Raw genomic sequence first — 18509 nt, 5'->3', positions numbered from 1 at the left:
TTGCAGGGAGACCCCTGCTAAGGGGCAATGGCGCCCCAGCCTGCTTCCCTATAATGCTGCCTCCAAAGAATTTAAGGCTTGGGGCCGGCGGTCCGCGCCCCACAAAAGCGTAGTGGAGGAAGCATGCGGAAACTCATTTGGGCTGCAGCATCGATTGCGGCTTTGGCGCTGACCGGGCCGGCAACGGCGCAATCGCCGATCATCATCAAGTTCAGCCACGTCGTCGCCACCGACACGCCGAAGGGCAAGGGCGCGGAGAAATTCAAGGAACTCGCCGAGAAGTACACCGGCGGCAAGGTCAAGGTCGAGGTCTACCCGAACTCGACGCTCTACAAGGACAAGGAAGAGCTCGAGGCGCTCCAGCTCGGCAGCGTGCAGATGCTGGCGCCGTCCAACTCCAAGTTCGGCCCGCTCGGCATCCGCGAGTTCGAGGTGTTCGATCTGCCCTACATCCTGCCCGACCTGAAGACGCTGCGGAAGGTGACGGAAGGCCCGCTCGGCGCGCGCCTGCTCAAGCAGCTCGAGCCCAAGGGCATCACCGGACTTGCCTATTGGGACAACGGCTTCAAGCAGATGAGCGCGAACAAGAAGCTGATTGCGCCCGCCGACTATCAGGGCGTCAAGTTCCGCATCCAGTCCTCGCGCGTGCTGCAGGCCCAGTTCAAGACGCTCGGCTCGCTGCCGCAGGTGATGGCTTTCGGCGAGGTCTACCAGGCACTGCAGACCGGCGTGGTCGACGGCCAGGAGAACACCTGGTCGAACATCTATACCCAGAAGATGCACGAGGTGCAGAAGTACATCACCGAGACCAATCACGGTTACATCGGCTACGTCGTGATCGTGAACAAGAAGTTCTGGGACGATTTGCCGGCCGATATCCGCGACCAGTTGTCGAAGGCGATGAAGGAAGCCACCGACTTCAACAACGCGCAGTCGCAGAAGGAAAACGACGACGCGCTCGCCGAGATCAAGAAGAGCGGCAAAAGCGAGATCATCAAGCTCACGGGCGAGCAGGACGAGGCGATGCGCAAGGCGATGGAGCCGGTCTACAAGGATGCCGCGAGCCGCGTCGGCCAGCCGCTGATCGACGAATTCCTGAAGGAAGCGAAGAGCACGACGAACTGACGCGCGTGGTGCGCGGATAAATAGTGCATGAACAAAAGGGCTTCCGTGTCGGCACGGAAGCCCTTTTTGTTGCAAATCGTTTCAGTATGCATCTGAACGGACATTCACGGCAGTTACATCTCCGTAAGAACGGCTTCCTGTCCAAGTTGTAAGTTGCGCGTCAGCCTCCTCGCGCTCATCCTCAGCGCATCCTTCCAGAGGAGGTTCGGATGAAGAAGTTCACCATCGCTGCCATTGCCGCGCTCAGCATCGCCGGCTCGGGCGCGGTCTATGCCCAATATCATCGTCCGTGGATGGAGCACTTCCGCCACATCCGCATGAACCCGGAGGATCGCGCCGCTTTCGTCGATGCGCGGATCGCCGCCGTCCATGCCGGGCTGAAGCTCAACGCCGATCAGGAGAAGCTGTGGCCGCCGGTCGAGGCCGCCGTGCGCGACTTCGCCAAGCTGCGTATCGATCGCGCCAATGCGCGCATGAATGCCGGCCCGGGTGACGCAAGCAGGGATGCCGACAAGCCGGACGATCCGATCGCCCGCCTGCGCCAGCGCGCCGAGGACATGGGCGCCAGTTCCGCCGCCCTGAAGAAGATCGCCGATGCCGCCGATCCGCTCTACAAGACCCTCGACGAGGGCCAGAAGCGGCGCCTCGCCGTGCTGACCCGCCACCGCGGCCCGTTCGGCGGCGGCGAGGACGGCCCGCCGCGCCACTTCATGGAACGGGGCATGGACCGGATGATGGAGAGGGGCATGGAGCACTTCCGCCGCGACCGTTTCGACCGCGATGGCGGCCCGGACCGGGACCGCGAGGGCCGGCTCTGAGCGAGTACGGGATTTCCCTGGGATTAACCTTGGCGAAGCCGCTGGAATCCAGCGGCTTTTCGCTTTTTGTGGACTGTGGAAGAACCTTGGAAAACATGCGCCACATCGCTTGCCATCCCCGGATCGCTTTGCTAAACGACCGGCCTCGCAAGGCTTTGACCGGCCTTTCGGGCGCATAGCTCAGTTGGTAGAGCAGCTGACTCTTAATCAGCGGGTCCCAGGTTCGAGCCCTGGTGCGCCCACCACTCTCAAGAGATTGGCCCACAAGGGCTTTTTTCATTTTTGCGGATAGAACAAAATGTGGCCGTGCGACGCTTTTTGTGGTCGCACGTCGCACGCCGTGCGACGAGTCTGTATCGTTCTCTGAATGTTCTTTGTGGCACTTTGTAGGAGACGGTTGCAACCGGCGAGGGTATCACCGACATAAACAGAGCACACGGGCTGTCGCCGAACGAGGTTCGGCCGGTCCCGCAGTCAGCCCTTCATCCCTTCCTTGCGTACCTGCAATTCGAGCCGGTCGATGCCGGCGTCGGCGCGATCGGCATTTCGGGCGCGGTAATGCTTCACGATGGTTTGCGCGCTTCGATACGAGTGCCCGGTAATGTCGCAGATGGTCAGCAGGTCGCAGCCGGCGCGATCAAGCAGCATCACACAAGTATCGCGCAGGTCCTGGTCGTGTTTCTGGTCGAGTTCGCCGGCCACATTGACAAACATTAGCGACGGGCAGGGCTTCAGGCGCCACGCCGCCGTCTCCCCATTGCTGTCGCGCGTTGCCTGCGCATCCAGCCATCGCGCCAATGCACCCGCGCGCTGATCGACCGCGCGGGCCCGTTTCGCTTTGTTTTCTGAATCGAGTGAGAAAGGCGCGAACAGTGTGTCGACGGTATTGATCAGTTCGGAGGTCAGCCGCTCAGCGCGGACGACCGCCTGACGCGCGGTATGACTTGCGAGAAAGCCGAAGACGGCGACGGCCCGCGCGGTTGATACCCAATGGCGATAGGTGCTCTCGTCATATGGCTCGCCATTGTCCTCGTTGATGACAAGTTCGAGCGGTACTGTCTCAAGCTGAAGCCGCAGCTTGAGCGCCTTTATCCTGGCGCGCGAAGCGCTTAGCCTTGCGCTAAGTTGTGGCGCCTCCTTGATGTCGACGAGTTCGCCAGTCTTGCTTTGCCGGAACGCGTGCCGTCCCTCGACGTCACCCTCGTCACGCATGATCAGACGATCGGTCTGGCGCTGCCCGGTGAACAGGGCAAGATAGAAGCTGTCACCAATCGAAGGCCGTTCGATTGCATCGGCTGCAGCCACCCATGCCGAAAATTCTCGCATCGCTACCAGCACGATCCGGCCGTCCGGATGATCGAACTCCATGCCCTCTCGCGGGTTTGGTCCGAGGCGCCACAGGATGCTTTCCTGACCCCAAGTGAACGCGGCAGACAGCGTCGCGATCATCGACAGCGCCATGTGATGCCCGCGCACTGATTTCGCATAGTTATAGAACGCGCGGAACTCCGGCTTGCCAATCGAAGATGGCGTCGCGGTCGCGATCGCCTCGAGCTCTCGCGCGGGCTCCGCCAGGCCGAGCAGTCGGGCGGCTCGGATCTCCGCACGCATCCGTGCAGCAGCCTCGCGCGTCTGCGGTCGATACAGGATGGCGGAGATGCACTTCCGGTAGGATGATTGCGAGGCGGCCGACAATGCCTTGAACTCAGCCGATTTGCTCCAGTCGTCTAGAAGATCTCCAATTGTGGTACGCTTCCTTACAGTTATCTTTTTGGGCAGTTTGCCGGCGCGCCGCGCCGCATCGATTTCCGATCTTCGTCTATCTGAAAAGTCAGAGGCCTCCTGGAGATTGAACCATGCACCGACCGGATGGCCTTTTTCATCGTGGGGCGGATGGCGCAAGTCGGAATCGAGGAAGCCAAGTGCTCTGGCGTAAGCGCCATGCGATGAACGCGGGCGACCGTCACGCCACTTCACGTACGGAAATTTCGGATCCGCCATAGCAAACCTTGGTGCCGAAGTAAGAAAGCACCTATTGGACTCTGGGGCGATCTACGATGTCAAGCGCGATGATTGCCATAGGCCGTTCTCAGCCGCTCGCGATGTTCTGCATCGGTTGCTGCTGGTGGTGGCACGAATGTGTCATTGGCGATCGTCTTTGGACGCATGGGGTGATGTCGGGTCAGCCAGGCGTCGAAGCCCGTGCGCTCCCATTTGAGCGGCCCCCGCGCGCTGATCGGCGCTGGCAAGCCGTCGCGCTCGTGTCGGATCTGACGCGTGCGATAGAAAGTGTCCAGCGAAATGCCCATCGCTTTTGCGACTTCAATTGAAGAATAGGGCGGCTCCATGGTCTGTGCGCTATTTGGCGAGCGCAGCTGCATAAGTCCGCAACGCCGCGTCACTTTTTTCTCCGTTGAACGATTTCGATACAACATGGAAGCAGACAAGAACGAACATGAAAAGCGTGCCCTCCTAATCGTAGCGAATTCGGCTAATTTCGCGTGCAAAATAGGATGCAAGGGTCCTCTCGCGTCGCGTCTTCACGCACCGTGCTGAGGGAGAACATTCATGGGAGGAGCCCAAAGACCGCCGATGCGATTGCAAACCGGATAGATGGGGCTTCTCAGTCGCGGAGTTTATCGTTCCGTGCGGTGATGCATTCCCAACAAAAATCAATTATCGGGCGGCACGAATTGAAACAGGCATTCTTATTTCGTCTGCATGGTTGACGCTGGTCGGCTACTCAACAATGTTGAAGTGCCATGACGGGTTCATGGCTACCGAAAATTGAGAGGAGCGGGATGACGTTTTTGAGCTTCCGGTGCACCTCCACTCGAATCACATGTGCCGCGTGATGACGTCAGCGCTTGAACGTGAGCTTCACCTTGGTTTGAACCTGCACGGCGCTGGGGGACATGCAGCGGCGTGGCGGTGGCCCGGAAATCCTCCTGGGGCATTCTACGACGTTGAACATTACGTACGAGCCGCAAAGCTCGCCGAGCGTGGAAAGCTCGACGCGGTTTTCCTCGCCGATACGCCAGCGCTCAATCCAGCAATCGACAAAAGCCCGCCGCTCAATGGCATCGAGCCGACGATTACGCTTGCCAGCATCGCACGAGAAACAAAATTTGTCGGGTTAATCGGCTCGGCATCCACCACCTACAACGAGCCCTATAACCTCGCGCGCCGATTTCAGTCGCTTGACGTTGTCAGTGGCGGCCGTGCGGCCTGGAATGCAGTTACGACATCCAATGTCTATACGGCCAGGAGCTTCGGCGGCCAGGAGCAATCACGTGATGACCGTTATCGCCGCGCTGAAGAATTCGTGGAGGCCGTGCGAACCCTTTGGCAGAGCTGGGGAGAAGGCGCTCTTATTCTGGACCAGGCCTCGGGGCGTTTCGGTGATCCGAGCCGGCTGCAGAGGGTAAGACATGCCGGCGAGTTCTTCGACATCAGCGGGCCACTGACACATCCGGGCTCAAGACAGGGACAGCCGGTTATCTTCCAGGCAGGCGGATCGGATCAGGGGCTTCAGTTCGCTGCCCGAAGCGCCGACGCCGTGTTCTCGTCGACAGGCAATCTGGAAATCGCCTTGCGCGAGGCCGATCGCCTCAGGTCGTTTGCTTCTCAACATGGACGACGGGCGCCCCTTGTGCTGCCGGGCATCGTCACTTTCATTGCCGGAACGGAAGAGGAAGCAATCAAGCGCAAGGCAGGGCTTGACGAGCTTATCAACTTTGACGTTGCCCTTGATGTGCTGTCCGGTCGTTTCGGTATTCCTGCCGAAAGGCTGAAGATCGACGAACCAATCGACCCCAACTTACTGCCGCGACATGCGGACGCGGCTTTTTCCATCGGCCAGTATCGCACTGTGGAAGCGCTCGTGCGCTCCGGCAAAACGGTCCGCGAGATCATCGTCGAGGCGCCTGCTTACGGTCACCGGGTGCTGGTTGGATCGCCGGAGCAGATTGCCGCTTCCTTCGAAGAGTGGTTCCGGGCTGGCGCAGTGGACGGGTTCAACGTCATACCGGATGTTCTGTCCGACGGCACGCCTGCGTTCGTCGACCATGTTGTTCCCGTTCTGCAGCGGCGCGGCTTGTTCCGTTCGGACTATAGCGGCGAAACGCTGCGCGAGCATCTTGGCATTCCTCTGCCGGGCGAGCGCGCCGAACAGGTCTCCGCCGCCTGAGTTCTTCTCCCTTCATATTCGGAGCTTATCATGTCTAAGCCGGCTGCCGTTCGTTCGGCGTTTCTTCTCAAAAGTATGAATCGTCGTCTGAAGTCTCACGCCGCAATCATCGCCATCGCGATGTCTGGCCTTACCATAGCGGATGCCGTGAAGGCGGAAGATGCTTCTGCTGGCAAGCCGCAATCGGGCGGGATCATCCGGTACGGTCACTTCCAGGAGCCGCCGTGCCTCTATGGTGGCTGGGTGCAGCAATGGTACCTGCAGCGTCAATTCAGCGACAATCTGGTCGCCAGGGCTGAAGACGGAAGAATCCTGCCTTGGCTTGCGACCGCCTGGAGCGTTTCGGATGACCGCAAAACCTACATTTTCCAGATCAAGCCCGACGTCAAATTCACGGACGGGACGCCTCTGGACGCCCAGGCGGTCGTCGATAACATCAATGGATGGCTGAGCGACAATCCGGAGCTGGAGAACCCCACAGCCGGCCCTTATCTCAAGGGCGTCTTCGAGTCCGCGGCGGCGGCTGGCCCGCTGACGCTCAAGATCACCTTGAAGACGCCATTCGAGCCGCTGCTGAATGTCTTTGCGCAGTCCTCGCAAGGTATCCTATCGCCGACGGGGCTGAAGCGTGGCAAGGCCGTGAACTGCGAAAGCCCTGTCGGTTCGGGACCGTTCATCGTGGAGAAATGGAACCGCGGCAAGAACGTCATATTCCGTCGAAACCCAAACTACAATTCGGCCCCGGCCACTGCCAAGCATCAAGGCCCAGCCTATGTCGAAGGAATCGAGTGGCGTTTTCTCGCTGACCCCACGATACGCTACGGCTCGCTTCTGTCCCGCGAATCCGACGTTGTCTATCATATCCCGGCCGTCAACTGGCAAGACGCCAATTCCCGCTTCAAGATCGTGCGTCACCTCACGGGCGGAACGCCGCTTCGGCTTGCGTTGTTCTCCGAGAGACCGCCGTTCGACGACGTGCGTGTCCGGCAGGCTTTTGCTTATGCCTCCGACCGGCGTGCTGCCGTGCAAGCGGCGTTCCTTGGCTCGCTGCCCTATGAGGGCAATTTCGCTTTGAGCCAAAGCTCGCCTGAATATGTCGGCGAGCTCTCAAAATCCTATTCTTATGACGTTGAGAAGGCGAACAAGCTGCTCGATGAGGCCGGGTGGACGGTGCGCGATGCAAACGGCATTCGCAGCAAGAACGGCAAAGCGCTGATCATACGCATCACCTACACCAACGCCTTTTCGCCTCCCGATGGCGATCAGGTCCTGCAGATCATCCAGCAGCAAGCGAAGGCTGCAGGCTTCGACGTGCGCCTCCAGCCCACCAACCAGGCTGATTTCTGGGCCGGAAAGAATCTTGGTCCAAATGACTATGAGATCGTGCCCCTATATTGGGTTGCGCCCGGCGCCGAGATCTATCGCATCTCGTACAAGCCCGACCTGAATGGTGTCCGCAATCCTTTCAATCCCTCCCGCTATCAGGATCTGCCCCTGTGGGACATCATCCAGAAGGCCGAACAGACCGCTGACAAGGAGCAACGCACCGCGGTTTATCAGCAGGCGGAGCGCCGGATCGTCGAGAACGCGCCGTCCCTGAGTTACACGGTTTTGGATGTCACCCTCGCTTTAGCCGATAATGTGAAGGACATCTGGCTCGACAGCGGGTCGGTGGGCGAGCCCGTTTTCTCGGACGCATATTTCACCGATAAGAAATGAATGCGGCGAAGATGATAGGCCATCAAAGCCTTTGGCTGGCGCGCCGGCTCTTGTCCGGCGTGATCGTGGTCTGGGCCGCGGCGACATTCACCTTCTTTGTGCAGTTTCTGATGCCCGGGGAACGCGCCCAGATCATCTTCAATGCAAATAGCGGAAACGTGGGAGAGATTCCTCGGGACCAACTGCTCGCCATCAACGCCAAATATGGCTTCGATCAACCCGTCATCGTGCAATATGGAAGGTATATAAGGGACGTGATGCACGGAGACCTTGGGCAGTCTTACGTTCAATATCAACCTGTCACGGACCTGATTGGGCGCCAGATCGGACCGACGATTGCGCTCGCCTTTGCCGCCGTGTTGACGGCCTGGATCATCACCATCACAACCACGGTTCTTTTCGCTGGGCGTGACAACATATGGTCCAAGGCGCTGGGCGGGCTTCAGGTCTTCTTGGCAACCCTTCCGCCTTATTGGCTGGCGACAATCCTGTTGGTCGTTTTCGCGATCCAGCTTCGCTTGTTTCCTGTCGTAGGCGGCAACACCCTCATGGGCCTCGTTCTGCCGACGATCGCCCTGGCCTTGGAAATCTATGGCTTCCTTGGTCAAGCGGTTTTGAGTGAATTCACGCGGGTTCTTGATCAACCTTTCATCACCTCATCGAGAATGCGCGGCACAGGGGATCTCGGTATCCGTCTACGTCACGCTCTGCGCCATGCTGCCTTGCCCGGGATCACCCTTTCCGGCTGGATTATAGGCAAGCTGCTGTCCGGCGCGGTATTGATCGAAGCGGTCTTTGGCCGTCAGGGGCTGGGCGGCGTTCTCGTCGCAGCAACCTCCACACGCGATGTCCCGGTCGTGTCAGGGGTGATTCTGGTTTCGGCTGCGCTGTTTGTCGCTACCAGCTTGTTCGTGGATCTCACGGTGCAGCTCATCGATCCCCGGATGAAAGAGGCATGAGTTTCGCCACTAGCTCCGCCGGACATGCTAAGGCGTTCATAACTGCAAGAGTGCTGACGGGCGCCCGTAGATTTCCAGTTCGGGTCTATGTCGCGGCTTTTTTTATGGCGTTCTTCCTCATCGCGGCGATTGAGCCGAAACTGCTTCAGACGCATGATCCTTTAATGCTGAGCCTGACGTCACCTCTGAAGGCCCCTTCCTTGACGCATTGGCTGGGGACGGACCAGTCCGGACGGGATCTCTATTCCCGCATCGTGGCAGGGACAGGTCATTCTCTCTCGATTGGGCTGGGTGCGACTGCGCTCAGCCTTGCCCTCGCGCTTATACTCGGCGTGACGGCGGGCCTGTCTGGCGGCTGGATCGACAATGTGCTCAGCCGGCTGTTCGACGCCTTGTTCGCTCTCCCCACTCTGTTTCTTGCGCTTCTCTTCGTTTCGTTGTTGGGCACCTCGGTCCCGACGCTGGTTATCGCCGTCGGCCTTGGAACATCGCCCGGATATGCGCGGATGGTGAGGGTGCAGGTTCTGAGCGTTAAAGCGACCAGTTATGTTGAGGCGGCAAGGGCGCTAGGACACTCGCCGAGACGCATCCTGTTCAAGCATATTCTCCCCAACGCAATCAGCCCACTTGCGACAATGTTCACGCTCGGTGTCGGGCAAGCCATCATTTGGGCATCCGGCCTTTCCTTTCTAGGCTTGGGAGTTGCGCCCCCGTCATCGGAATGGGGCGCGCTGCTCAATGCCGGGCGTAACTACGTGATCTATGCGTGGTGGCTCGAGGTCATGCCCGGTATTGCCATCGCTGCCTTAGCACTCTCAGTTACTGTTGTCGGCCAGTACGTGCAGCAACGCCTGGAAGGAAGGATTGAGCTTCCATGAACGTGACCTATCCCGCAGCCTCCTTCCGGCAAAATGCCACACCGCCCGCGGCTAGCGTCCCGTTGCTCGGGGTACAAAACCTCAACGTTTCCTTCGGGCCGGCGCATTCGCGGCGAGATGTGGTAAAGAGTGTCTCTTTCACGGTTGAGAAAGGCCGGTGCGTCGCGATCGTTGGTGAATCAGGATCAGGCAAGAGCGTTACGGCCCGGACGTTGGTTGGTCTTACCGGCGCGCGTTCTCATGTCCAAGCTGACCGCCTGACTTTTCAAGGGAAGAGTATCGATCACCTGGGTGACACGGAATGGAGAGCCCTGCGCGGCAAGGGTATCGGCTTCGTGTTACAGGACGCACTGGTGTCGCTCGATCCGCTAAGACCGGTTGGCAAGGAGATCGGTGAAGCGCTGACTGTTCACCGCGCAATCAGGACAGGCGCAGAGTTGACAGAACGGGTGCTTGAGCTTCTGAAGCTCGTCGGCGTGCCCGAGCCGGCGGTCAAGGCGCGGCAGCTTCCACATGAGCTGTCAGGCGGACAACGACAACGAGCCTTGATTGCGACGGCGATCGCTCTCGATCCAGCTCTCTTGATCGCAGATGAGCCCACGACGGCGCTGGACGTTACGATCCAGGCGCAAATCTTGGATCTGCTCAGCGAAACCCGCGAACGCGGGAAGGCCGTGATCCTCATCAGCCACAATCTTGCCGTGGTATCGCAGATGGCCGACGAAGTCATCGTGATGCGACACGGTGAAATCGTCGAGCATGGCTCATCAGAACAGATTTTTGGCAATCCAAGACACGATTATACCAGAAGCCTTCTTAAGGCGATCCCATCCGTCCAGTCACGCGGCAGCCGTCTTTCGTCCTATAAGGCGCCGCGCTTCATCTCGGCTGAGCGCGACGTGACCAAAGCGCTGGCCCAATCGGATATCGCACAGCGTAGTAGGCCGCTGCTTGAAGCGGAAGGGCTCGTCAAGCGCTTTCGTGGACCGGACGGCAAGCTGCGTACCGTTGTCAATGATGTCTCGTTTCGCCTCGGCCATGGAGAGACGCTTGGTATCGTCGGCGAGTCAGGGTCCGGGAAGACGACCGTGGCACGCATGGCGCTCGCGCTCGAAAGGCCGGACCTGGGAGAGGTGACGCTCGAAGGTGCGCTGTGGACTGCAGCGACTGAGAAAGAGCGCCGCCAGCGGCGATCGGATATCTCGGTCATCTACCAGGACCCACTAAGTTCATTCGATCCGCGCTGGAGCATCGAGCGCGTCATTGATGATGCCTTGGCAAGGCGCCGCGGAGATCCCCTCGACAGAGCCAGTCGACGATCCGAGGTCAGTGAGTTGCTCGATCTTGTGGGGCTTTCATCAAGCTTCAGGAACAGGCGCCCACTCGAGCTGTCGGGAGGTCAACGCCAACGGGTTGCGATCGCCCGCGCGATTGCTCCGCGCCCCAAGATCATCGTGTGTGACGAGCCGGTCGCGGCACTTGATGTATCCATCCAGGCGCAAATTCTCGATCTGCTTGGCGATCTCAAGTCTCACTTGCGCGTCAGCTATCTATTCATCTCGCATGATCTCGGCGTCGTGCACCACCTGAGCGACCGTGTTCTTGTCATGAATCACGGCGTGGCCGTCGAAGCCGGCGCAGCAGACGACGTATTTTTACGGCCTCGGCAACCCTATACGAGGAAGCTGGTTGCGGCCGTTCCACAATTGCGCTTCCAGGCGGCTTAAAGTCTCAAGGCCAGCCACTCCCCGTCGGCTCAGCGCGAGGCTGAGCGCACGACAAGGCGCTGTGCAAGGCAGCTAGATCGGGCCGTGGCTCTCCCATGCATGCATCCGCGCCAGCGGAAGCCCGTCTGCCTATTCGGACGATGCAAATTCCGTCCTTTAAGGGGATTCACTGCCAGACCGAAGTCCACAAGATGCGATGGCCGATCACCACACCGGCGCAGGTGGGTCTAGACTAGCCGCAACGGAGCTCACAAGCTTCGGCCGAGCGACGGAGGCGATGGGGTTGTCGCTTCAAGCTGGCGCGCCGGTCAGACCTGCGCAAATGCGTGGGCAAAAGCCTTGCGACGGGACATTCGCCGGAGCAGATCGCCGGCCGCCTGGTGCTGAAGCATGGTCGCGCCATCATCAGCCATGAGTCAATATCGTCTCATCTAACGTCGGACGGCCCAGAACGATTACTGGTACCGCCTGCTGCCACTTCACAAGAAAATACGAGGGCACCCCGGCAGAGACCTAGGTAAAGCTTAGGGCAAGGTCACCAGGGACTTCTAACTGGATAAAGTTGGGGCAAACTCACTCCTCATTCTGTTTGCCTGAATTGATCTCCCGACAAGACATCGATGGCCTGGAGTCTAGACTCATACTCCTCGTACGTGCCGAGCAGGGTATCCCCGACCGCCAAATTGTGCACGGGATCGATGAGTGAGGGGGCAGTCGTAAGTTAGGGAAACCGGGCCAGTAAAAAGTACTTCGGCGCCCCGCTCGTCTCGTCGGAACCTTCGGTCCGTGCACCATTTCACGAGTTGCGTTACGGCTCCCTTTCCGGACTCTGTTAGTGGCAGATGGCGAACCGAATAGAAGTTCGTCCGCGTAGGCTACATCTGCCGCGCACCCGAGCTCATGCGTTGATTTGGTTGAGCAGTGATGGTTAGCAGACGCTTGCCAGCCCGACGTTCGAGCGTGCCCTGAATCGGACCAGCTTCCCATGTCAGTCTGATGTGCGCCAGCTTGTTTGGAGCACCAAGGACCTCCCGTCCCGAAGCGAGCGCTGCATCATTCGTTGTCACGTAGATGCATGGAATGTAGTAGCCGGTCTGCCCGCCAGGATTGCGAACTTGGAGTCCTGAGTAGTGCTCTAAGTACGCTCCGACTGTGCTTAAGCCATAGCACGCTACGCCCACAATACCGATCGCCGGGTTTGCTGCAGGTACTAGCTCCTCCGGCAGTAGACGAGTCGCGTCCCTTGTGATGCTGAACATGACATTTACGGCTTGGCAGTTAAGAAACGCGCTACCCTGCTCGTCGCCCCCGTGGTAAAGCGGCGCATCAAACGGAATGCCTTTGACTTCGTGCATTGCTGCAATCCTCCTGATTGTTCTACTCTATGATGTGAACTCAACCTTCACATCGCTAGCGGATCCTCAGGCCAGCCGAGATTTGTCCGGGCGAGTAGGAGGGCCGCGCAGCCACTTTGGCGATTGCCGATGACGGCCGGGAGAGGGCATGCGGATGCCGGCGCATGACTTTCCGAACGATGGCCGCTTTCGCGTGGGTAACACACGAGAGATGCTGGTCCTGCTCTGTGTCACGCTGGAAGCGCACCAAGTACACGGGATGACCTTCGCGCAATGCAAGTCCACCTCTCGCCGGCTTTGTGGCCGCCGACGCCCGGACTGGGTCCCGCTCGCGTACAGATAATCATAAAAGGGCGACGGCCGTAGCCGACGGTGACGTTTTCAGCCGGAATGACGTGCATTAATACGTACCTGCGGTCCTTCCATGTCTGTGTCGTAGTCGTGGAATAGAACGGGCGGACAGCCTGCCGACTCATGTTCGGGGAAGACTTCGCCAAGCTCGCGGAGAACATCCGCGCGCTCACTTGCGTCACGCCGGTATCCCGTCCTGGCAACGCCCCGCATTCCATCGTCGCGCATCTTACGTAGAGCCTCAGCCGGACTTTCATCGTCTGCCAAGAGATTGGGCAGGAGCGTAGACATGCGGTTGCAGATGCGCTGGACGCGCAGCAACAGGGCGCCTGCAACAAGTCACGGGTCTTGCCGCTCGCTTCGATGCGGGGCGCGTTTTCGTACGATCGCTGTCGCTGCTGTCGATCAGGTTGGCACCAGCCGTGTGCACTCCACGACAACATTTTCCGGAATGCTGTCCAGCGAGAAATTGCCGACGGCCCGATAATGCCAACGGGCGATCGAAGCGCTCATCCCTTCTGGGAGTAAAGAGTCGGAATTCGGTGGAGGAACTCGCCCGGACGTCAACAGCGGAAATCAATGGGGCCGCGAGACGATGCAGTCCCGCGGCCTCGCCACCGGAATTTAGTGAAAAGACAGTTTAAGTATGAAATCCCTCAGCCGGTGTTCTTACAGTAGAACACCCTGTTAGACACTTGACAATCCGGACGGCTACGGGGAAACGCGTGCAACCGCAGACCAATGCGGCCGCGAGATCGATGAAGAAGCCGGCTAAAATTGACGGTTCGCCTGTCCTATTCGCCTGTATAACGGGTGCCAAGCGTCGAAAGAGTGTTCAGCGAAGAAGCAGCGCTCGATGCTATTGCGCTGTTCGTAGTCGTCGGCTTCGTGCAGGAATGGTGATCCTGCCGGTGCCGTTTGAGCGTATCATTGCTGTTGCGCTGATTGCGCCGATGTTCGTGCATAACTGCCGGTTGCCGAGGCCCGCTTCAGCGTCATACGGCTTCCGTTCGCTTAAACCATTTCCTCGGTAAGCCAATGTAGTAGCCGCGCCTGATCTCGACCTGCAACTGCACGCTGCCGCGAAGGCGATCTCCGATAGGTTCCAGCAACCGCCTTGCGTAGGACGGACGCGGGTGCCGGTCAGATCATCAGTTAGTGCCAACCCGACCAACCCCTGTAGAGGCCGACAAGCACGATCTGGCGGCGGAGAACGTTGGCGCACGGTGCGCGAAGCGGCTGAAGACGCTCCAATGGCGCTCAATCCGGCGAAGGCTGAGGGGGGCGGCGACGCCGGCCGAAACCATCGTGATTGCAAGGAAGCGGAGGACCATAACTGAGCCGAGGCTGAACTCCTCCAACTAGATGCAAAGCAGAAGCACGGTGATCGCGGTCGGGCACGGGATCAGGCGGCAATTGGGAGTTGGTTTCGTTCGTTGGCCCACGGGTCGCGCCGTCTCCAAATGGCTCGAAGCCGAGTGAGATTGACGGCCTGCCGGCGATTCCCTGCTGAACGCATCCAGCAAGGGCTATTACATCTGCCTCGTGCGGCAGCTCTCGGGCGCGCAGAGTAACGAGGCTGCCGCGGCGATCATGTCGGCATGCCGCGCGTCCAATCCGCTTTGATCCCCCCGCTCAAGCCGCATTCAGCGCCTGGGCGAGGTCCGCGATCAGATCCGACGGGTTCTCGATGCCGATCGACAGCCGGATGGTGGAATCGAGCACGCCGATCTTTTGGCGGATGTCGGCGGGAACGCCGGAATGGGTCATCGTCGCGGGCAGGCTCGCGAGCGACTCGGTGCCGCCAAGGCTCACCGCCAGCTTGAGGATCTGCAGCGCATTGAGGAATTTCACCGCCGCTTCCTTGCCGCCGACGATGTCGAACGAGAAGGTCGATCCCGCCCCCAGGCATTGCCGCGCGAACACGCGGCCCTGGGCGGAGTCCTGCTCGTGATGACCGAGATAGTGCACCTTGGCGACTTTTGGATGGTCGCGCAGATAGCTCGCCACCAGGCGCGCATTCGCATCGGCCTTTTCCATGCGCAGGCTCAGCGTCTCGAGCGAGCGGTTGATCATCCAGCACGAATGCGGATCGAGCTGGGTGCCGATGGCGCCGCGCAGCGCCTTGATGCCCTTCATGATCGCCTTCGAACCGAGCGCGGCGCCCGCGATCAGGTCGGAATGGCCGCCGACATACTTCGTCAGCGAATACAGCGACAGGTCCGCGCCGTGCTCGATCGGCCGCTGAAACACCGGGCCGAGCAGCGTGTTATCGCAGGCGATGATCGGCGTGTGTCCCTGGGCCTTGCCGACGGAATCGGCGATGCGGCGGATCATCGCGATGTCGACGAGGCCGTTGGTCGGGTTGGCCGGGGTCTCGATCAGGATCATCGAAACCCGCCCCTTGCCCGTCGCCTCCTCCGAGGCTTGCCTGACGGAGGCTTCATCGATGCCGTCGGCAAAGCCGACCGCGCCGATCGACAGGCGCGCCAGCGTGTTCGTCAGCAGGGTTTCGGTGCCGCCATAGAGCGGCTGCGAGTGCAGGATGACGTCGCCGGGGCGGACGAAGGCGAGGATCGTGGTCGCAATGGCCGCCATGCCCGAGGAGAACAGCGCGCAGCTCTCGGTGCGCTCATAGACCGCAAGCCTGTCCTCGACGATCTCGCTGTTGGGGTGGTTGAAGCGCGAATAGACGAGGCCCGCCCCCATGCCTTCTGGCGGCTCGCGCCGGCCGGCGACGTAATCGAAGAAATCCTGGCCGTCTTCGGCGGTCTTGAACACGAAGGTCGAGGTCAGGAACACCGGCGGCTTGATGGCGCCTTCCGACAATTGCGGATCATAGCCATAGGTCAGCATCAGGGTTTCCGGATGCAGCATATGGTTGCCGATATGGGTCTTCGACGGGAACGGTTTTGCCATGGCCTGTCTCGCTGTTCTGATGCTCGCCGCGCGTTGCGGGCCGAATCGGTGGTACACCGCGGTGGTCACAAAATCGACCCTGTATGCAGGTTCGTCAGCACCTGCTCCGGCAGCGGATTTCCAGACACATCTGACTCGGCACCAGCGCTCAAATGCGTCAGTAGGTTCTCGGGTAGGCTGGTTAGCTGGTTATGGTTAGCGAGGAGGAGCACGAGCCCGGGCGGGCGCGCTTCAGGTAAGCTGGTTAGCTGGTTGCCCCTAACGGCGAAAGTATGGAGCATAGCGGGAAGCCCTCCGGCAGACTCGTCAATTGATTGTCGCTGAGCTCGAGATACTGGAGCGAATCAGGGAGGATCTCCGCTCCTGCCCTTTTGTTCGTTCGAAGAGATCCCATCGCCGCGCAGAATCTGTCCTGCCTCGAAAGGATCCATTCCATACTCCCTTGCCAGGACTGAGTAGACTTAGTCCATACGATACGTTGTAACCTCTGAAGCACTTACCTGTCGGTAAGCTGACGAAGAAGCTATCGCCAGGTGGCGACCATAGGAGTTGGAAAGGCGGTGATCGTTGCGCCTGCCCGAAGCTGCTCGACCATTTCGGCACGATCATCATATGACAGGGACGTATCCGCGTGGAGGCGTCTGATTTCCTCCTCGCCGTCCGACCGTGCCACCGCCGCCTTGGTCTGCGCGGCCGTCCCCTGTCGCTGCCTGAACTGTTCGGCTGCCCGCGCCGCACACATCGCGCGCTGGCTCTCGGCGAAAACGAGGCCGGGGCGCACCGGGACGGAGTGCTCACAGTCTATGACGTGGCAGATTCAGCTCATGCGGAGGATGACGTAGACCAGAGGGTTGAAAATTGGGCTGCCGAACGGGACGTGGGCCCGCTCGAGGTTCGAGAAGACCTAACGCGATTAAATCTCTCCGAGAGAGATCAACATCTTCGATCTCGGATCGTTGTCGGTGTCGACGCTTCAAGTTGTCAGGCTGATGACGTATCCCAGCGGATCGTCACCGTAATAGTTGCGCGTCGGATGGTACGTGTCGATTCGAGCGCGATCTCCTCGAGCTCCTCTTTCGAGACCTAGATGTACTGACCCTTCTCGAGCTCGTAGCCCCTGACGATTCTTCGTTCGGCACCTCGTCGCCGGTGTCGGCGTCGACCTTCACGTACTTGATGCGGTGTCCCGTCTGGCGGTTGAGCTGGTCGAAGGCGATACTGTGTTTCCCAAACCGAAGGACCAGGCCTTCTTCCTCAGCTCGCGAGGCTGCCGTCTGTCGGCGACCGGCCTGCAGAGCGTCAGCAAAGATTGCGTGAGTCAGCCACCACATACGATTCCACGGCGCGGCCAAAATGAATGCGAGCGACGATAGCCGACCCATACGCTACTCAGAAGGAGGCAATCCGCGCCGCGGTCGATGCCGCCCACGCGAACGGAAAGGCAGGTCACGACGCTTAGGTTCTCGTTCAAGGGGAAAACTACCAATTTAGAATCGAGTGGACACATGGCCACGACCCCATACCACACCAGCCGGCTAATCGCGGACCACATGAGATCGGCGCCGACCAATCCTGGTAGGTGCCTTGCAGTCCTTCTCCGCGATAATTGGCAGCACCCTTTGGGAGTTCAGTCTCTCGGGGGCCGAGGTGGCCAGCCTTCCTAACTCCGAGGGCGACGGCTGGTGGTAGGGACAGTGCTTTCGGGGCGAGCGCCGAAACACGTCTGCGCTGCCCGTTTTTCGGAGCGCCCCGCCTTTCCGCTGAATCTTCACCAACGGTGCGAACTGGAATCGCTGCTTCCAACCACGGTCCAAAGGAAACCTGATATGATCCCTATTGAGCAGTCCTTTATTCGAGCGATAACGTTGCTTGACGGACCAAAACCGACCGAGCAACGGGCTGAAATCGTCGCCCACCTGGATACTATTGTAGACTATGCACGCGACGATGCCGAGGAGCGCCTAGCCCATAGTTTCAAAGCGATGGCCCTGAACCACCTCGACAGTATCGGTCGAGATACGTCGACTATTGTTAAGGAAAAAATGGAGCTGGCTCTGATCGCCACTGAAGAATTGATTATAGCTATCGTTGAGCGCAACCGGCGGGGAATAAGATCCGAGCGACGTCCATGCAGGAACGTTGCAACTGGGCAATACGCCGGCCGGTGGTCGCGATCAGATAAGCATGACCGATGACGACCTCCACCGGCGCTTCAGGTCTTCCTGGTAAAACTTCACCGCCAGATGGATCATCCTTCCGGCGACCGCGATCGCATCAGACGGTTTTATTAAGATCTACGCGAATGGACTTATCTCATCACGGGGCAAAGACCATCGTCTGGTATTGACAATCAACGGTGACTATCAAAGCTACGTCCTGATGAGTGGTCACGCCAGCGCAGATGAATGGGACGATTGCGGCATCCTATCTTGGAGGAGTGGGTTGGGGGCAAGACGCAGATTTCTCAAC

General features: G+C 59.5%; 13 protein-coding genes, 1 tRNA gene and 3 pseudogenes. 10 read left to right on the top strand and 7 right to left on the bottom strand.

The genetic code is table 11. The features are described from left to right. Window positions 1–123 precede the first annotated feature (123 nt). From XH79_RS39630 to XH79_RS39620, 3 genes are all read left to right on the top strand, one after another. Window positions 124–1125: a TRAP transporter substrate-binding protein gene (locus XH79_RS39630; RefSeq protein WP_271585204.1), complete on the top strand. Its 1002-nt coding sequence runs from the start codon at window positions 124–126 to the stop codon at window positions 1123–1125. Window positions 1126–1334: 209 nt separating this feature from the next. Further along, complete coding sequence (locus XH79_RS39625) at window positions 1335–1943, top strand: Spy/CpxP family protein refolding chaperone (RefSeq protein ID WP_271585203.1); 609 nt, start codon at window positions 1335–1337, stop codon at window positions 1941–1943. Between the two features lie 169 nt (window positions 1944–2112). Further along, window positions 2113–2188, top strand: a tRNA-Lys gene (locus XH79_RS39620). A gap of 229 nt (window positions 2189–2417) precedes the next feature. Here the strand turns inward: XH79_RS39620 and XH79_RS39615 are convergent. Together XH79_RS39615 and XH79_RS39610 are read right to left on the bottom strand one after the other, a co-directional pair. Then, window positions 2418–3944, bottom strand: a complete 1527-nt coding sequence (locus XH79_RS39615) for a hypothetical protein (RefSeq protein WP_128948312.1) — start codon at window positions 3942–3944, stop codon at window positions 2418–2420. Between the two features lie 59 nt (window positions 3945–4003). After that, window positions 4004–4291, bottom strand: a complete 288-nt coding sequence (locus tag XH79_RS39610) for a hypothetical protein (protein ID WP_271585202.1) — start codon at window positions 4289–4291, stop codon at window positions 4004–4006. Window positions 4292–4797: 506 nt separating this feature from the next. On the opposite strand from XH79_RS39610, the gene XH79_RS39605 reads away from it, so the two are divergent. The 6 genes and pseudogenes from XH79_RS39605 to XH79_RS43375 all read left to right on the top strand — a co-directional run. Beyond that, entirely contained in the window at window positions 4798–6132 is a 1335-nt protein-coding gene (locus XH79_RS39605) for an NtaA/DmoA family FMN-dependent monooxygenase (RefSeq protein WP_271530762.1), read from the top strand. 30 nt (window positions 6133–6162) lie between these two features. After that, window positions 6163–7851, top strand: coding sequence for an ABC transporter substrate-binding protein (locus XH79_RS39600; RefSeq protein WP_128948315.1), 1689 nt, complete (start codon window positions 6163–6165; stop codon window positions 7849–7851). Continuing rightward, window positions 7848–8810, top strand: coding sequence for an ABC transporter permease (locus tag XH79_RS39595; RefSeq protein ID WP_271530761.1), 963 nt, complete (start codon window positions 7848–7850; stop codon window positions 8808–8810). The genes XH79_RS39600 and XH79_RS39595 overlap by 4 nt, the downstream gene beginning before the upstream one ends. Then, window positions 8807–9688, top strand: coding sequence for an ABC transporter permease (locus tag XH79_RS39590; RefSeq protein ID WP_128948317.1), 882 nt, complete (start codon window positions 8807–8809; stop codon window positions 9686–9688). The genes XH79_RS39595 and XH79_RS39590 overlap by 4 nt, the downstream gene beginning before the upstream one ends. Further along, window positions 9685–11415, top strand: coding sequence for a dipeptide ABC transporter ATP-binding protein (locus XH79_RS39585; protein ID WP_128948318.1), 1731 nt, complete (start codon window positions 9685–9687; stop codon window positions 11413–11415). The genes XH79_RS39590 and XH79_RS39585 overlap by 4 nt, the downstream gene beginning before the upstream one ends. 248 nt (window positions 11416–11663) lie before the next feature. Then, window positions 11664–11925, top strand: a pseudogene (locus XH79_RS43375) (IS30 family transposase); the annotation flags it as partial. Window positions 11926–12290: 365 nt separating this feature from the next. Here the strand turns inward: XH79_RS43375 and XH79_RS39580 are convergent. From XH79_RS39580 to XH79_RS39565, 5 genes and pseudogenes are all read right to left on the bottom strand, one after another. Beyond that, a complete protein-coding gene (locus tag XH79_RS39580) occupies window positions 12291–12770 on the bottom strand; it encodes an acetoacetate decarboxylase family protein (protein ID WP_245471719.1) in 480 nt (159 codons plus the stop codon). A gap of 55 nt (window positions 12771–12825) precedes the next feature. Continuing rightward, window positions 12826–13044: a DUF3141 domain-containing protein gene (locus XH79_RS43370; RefSeq protein WP_128948319.1), complete on the bottom strand. Its 219-nt coding sequence runs from the start codon at window positions 13042–13044 to the stop codon at window positions 12826–12828. A gap of 1232 nt (window positions 13045–14276) precedes the next feature. Continuing rightward, window positions 14277–14530: pseudogene (locus XH79_RS39575) on the bottom strand (nickel/cobalt efflux protein RcnA); the annotation flags it as partial. A 226-nt stretch (window positions 14531–14756) separates the two neighbouring features. Continuing rightward, window positions 14757–16040, bottom strand: a complete 1284-nt coding sequence (locus XH79_RS39570; protein ID WP_128948321.1) for a cystathionine gamma-synthase family protein — start codon at window positions 16038–16040, stop codon at window positions 14757–14759. 1086 nt (window positions 16041–17126) lie between these two features. Further along, window positions 17127–17257, bottom strand: a pseudogene (locus XH79_RS39565) (Ku protein); the annotation flags it as partial. Window positions 17258–17866: 609 nt separating this feature from the next. Here XH79_RS39565 and XH79_RS39560 point away from each other — a divergent pair. After that, a complete protein-coding gene (locus XH79_RS39560; RefSeq protein ID WP_128948322.1) occupies window positions 17867–18235 on the top strand; it encodes a hypothetical protein in 369 nt (122 codons plus the stop codon). The last annotated feature ends 274 nt before the right edge of the window (window positions 18236–18509 follow it).

The organism is Bradyrhizobium sp. CCBAU 45389 (genome assembly GCF_028128625.1).
Lineage (GTDB): Bacteria > Pseudomonadota > Alphaproteobacteria > Rhizobiales > Xanthobacteraceae > Bradyrhizobium > Bradyrhizobium liaoningense_B.
The sequence above is the reverse complement of the archived record's forward strand: the minus strand, read 5'-3'. Positions and strand labels throughout refer to the sequence as shown.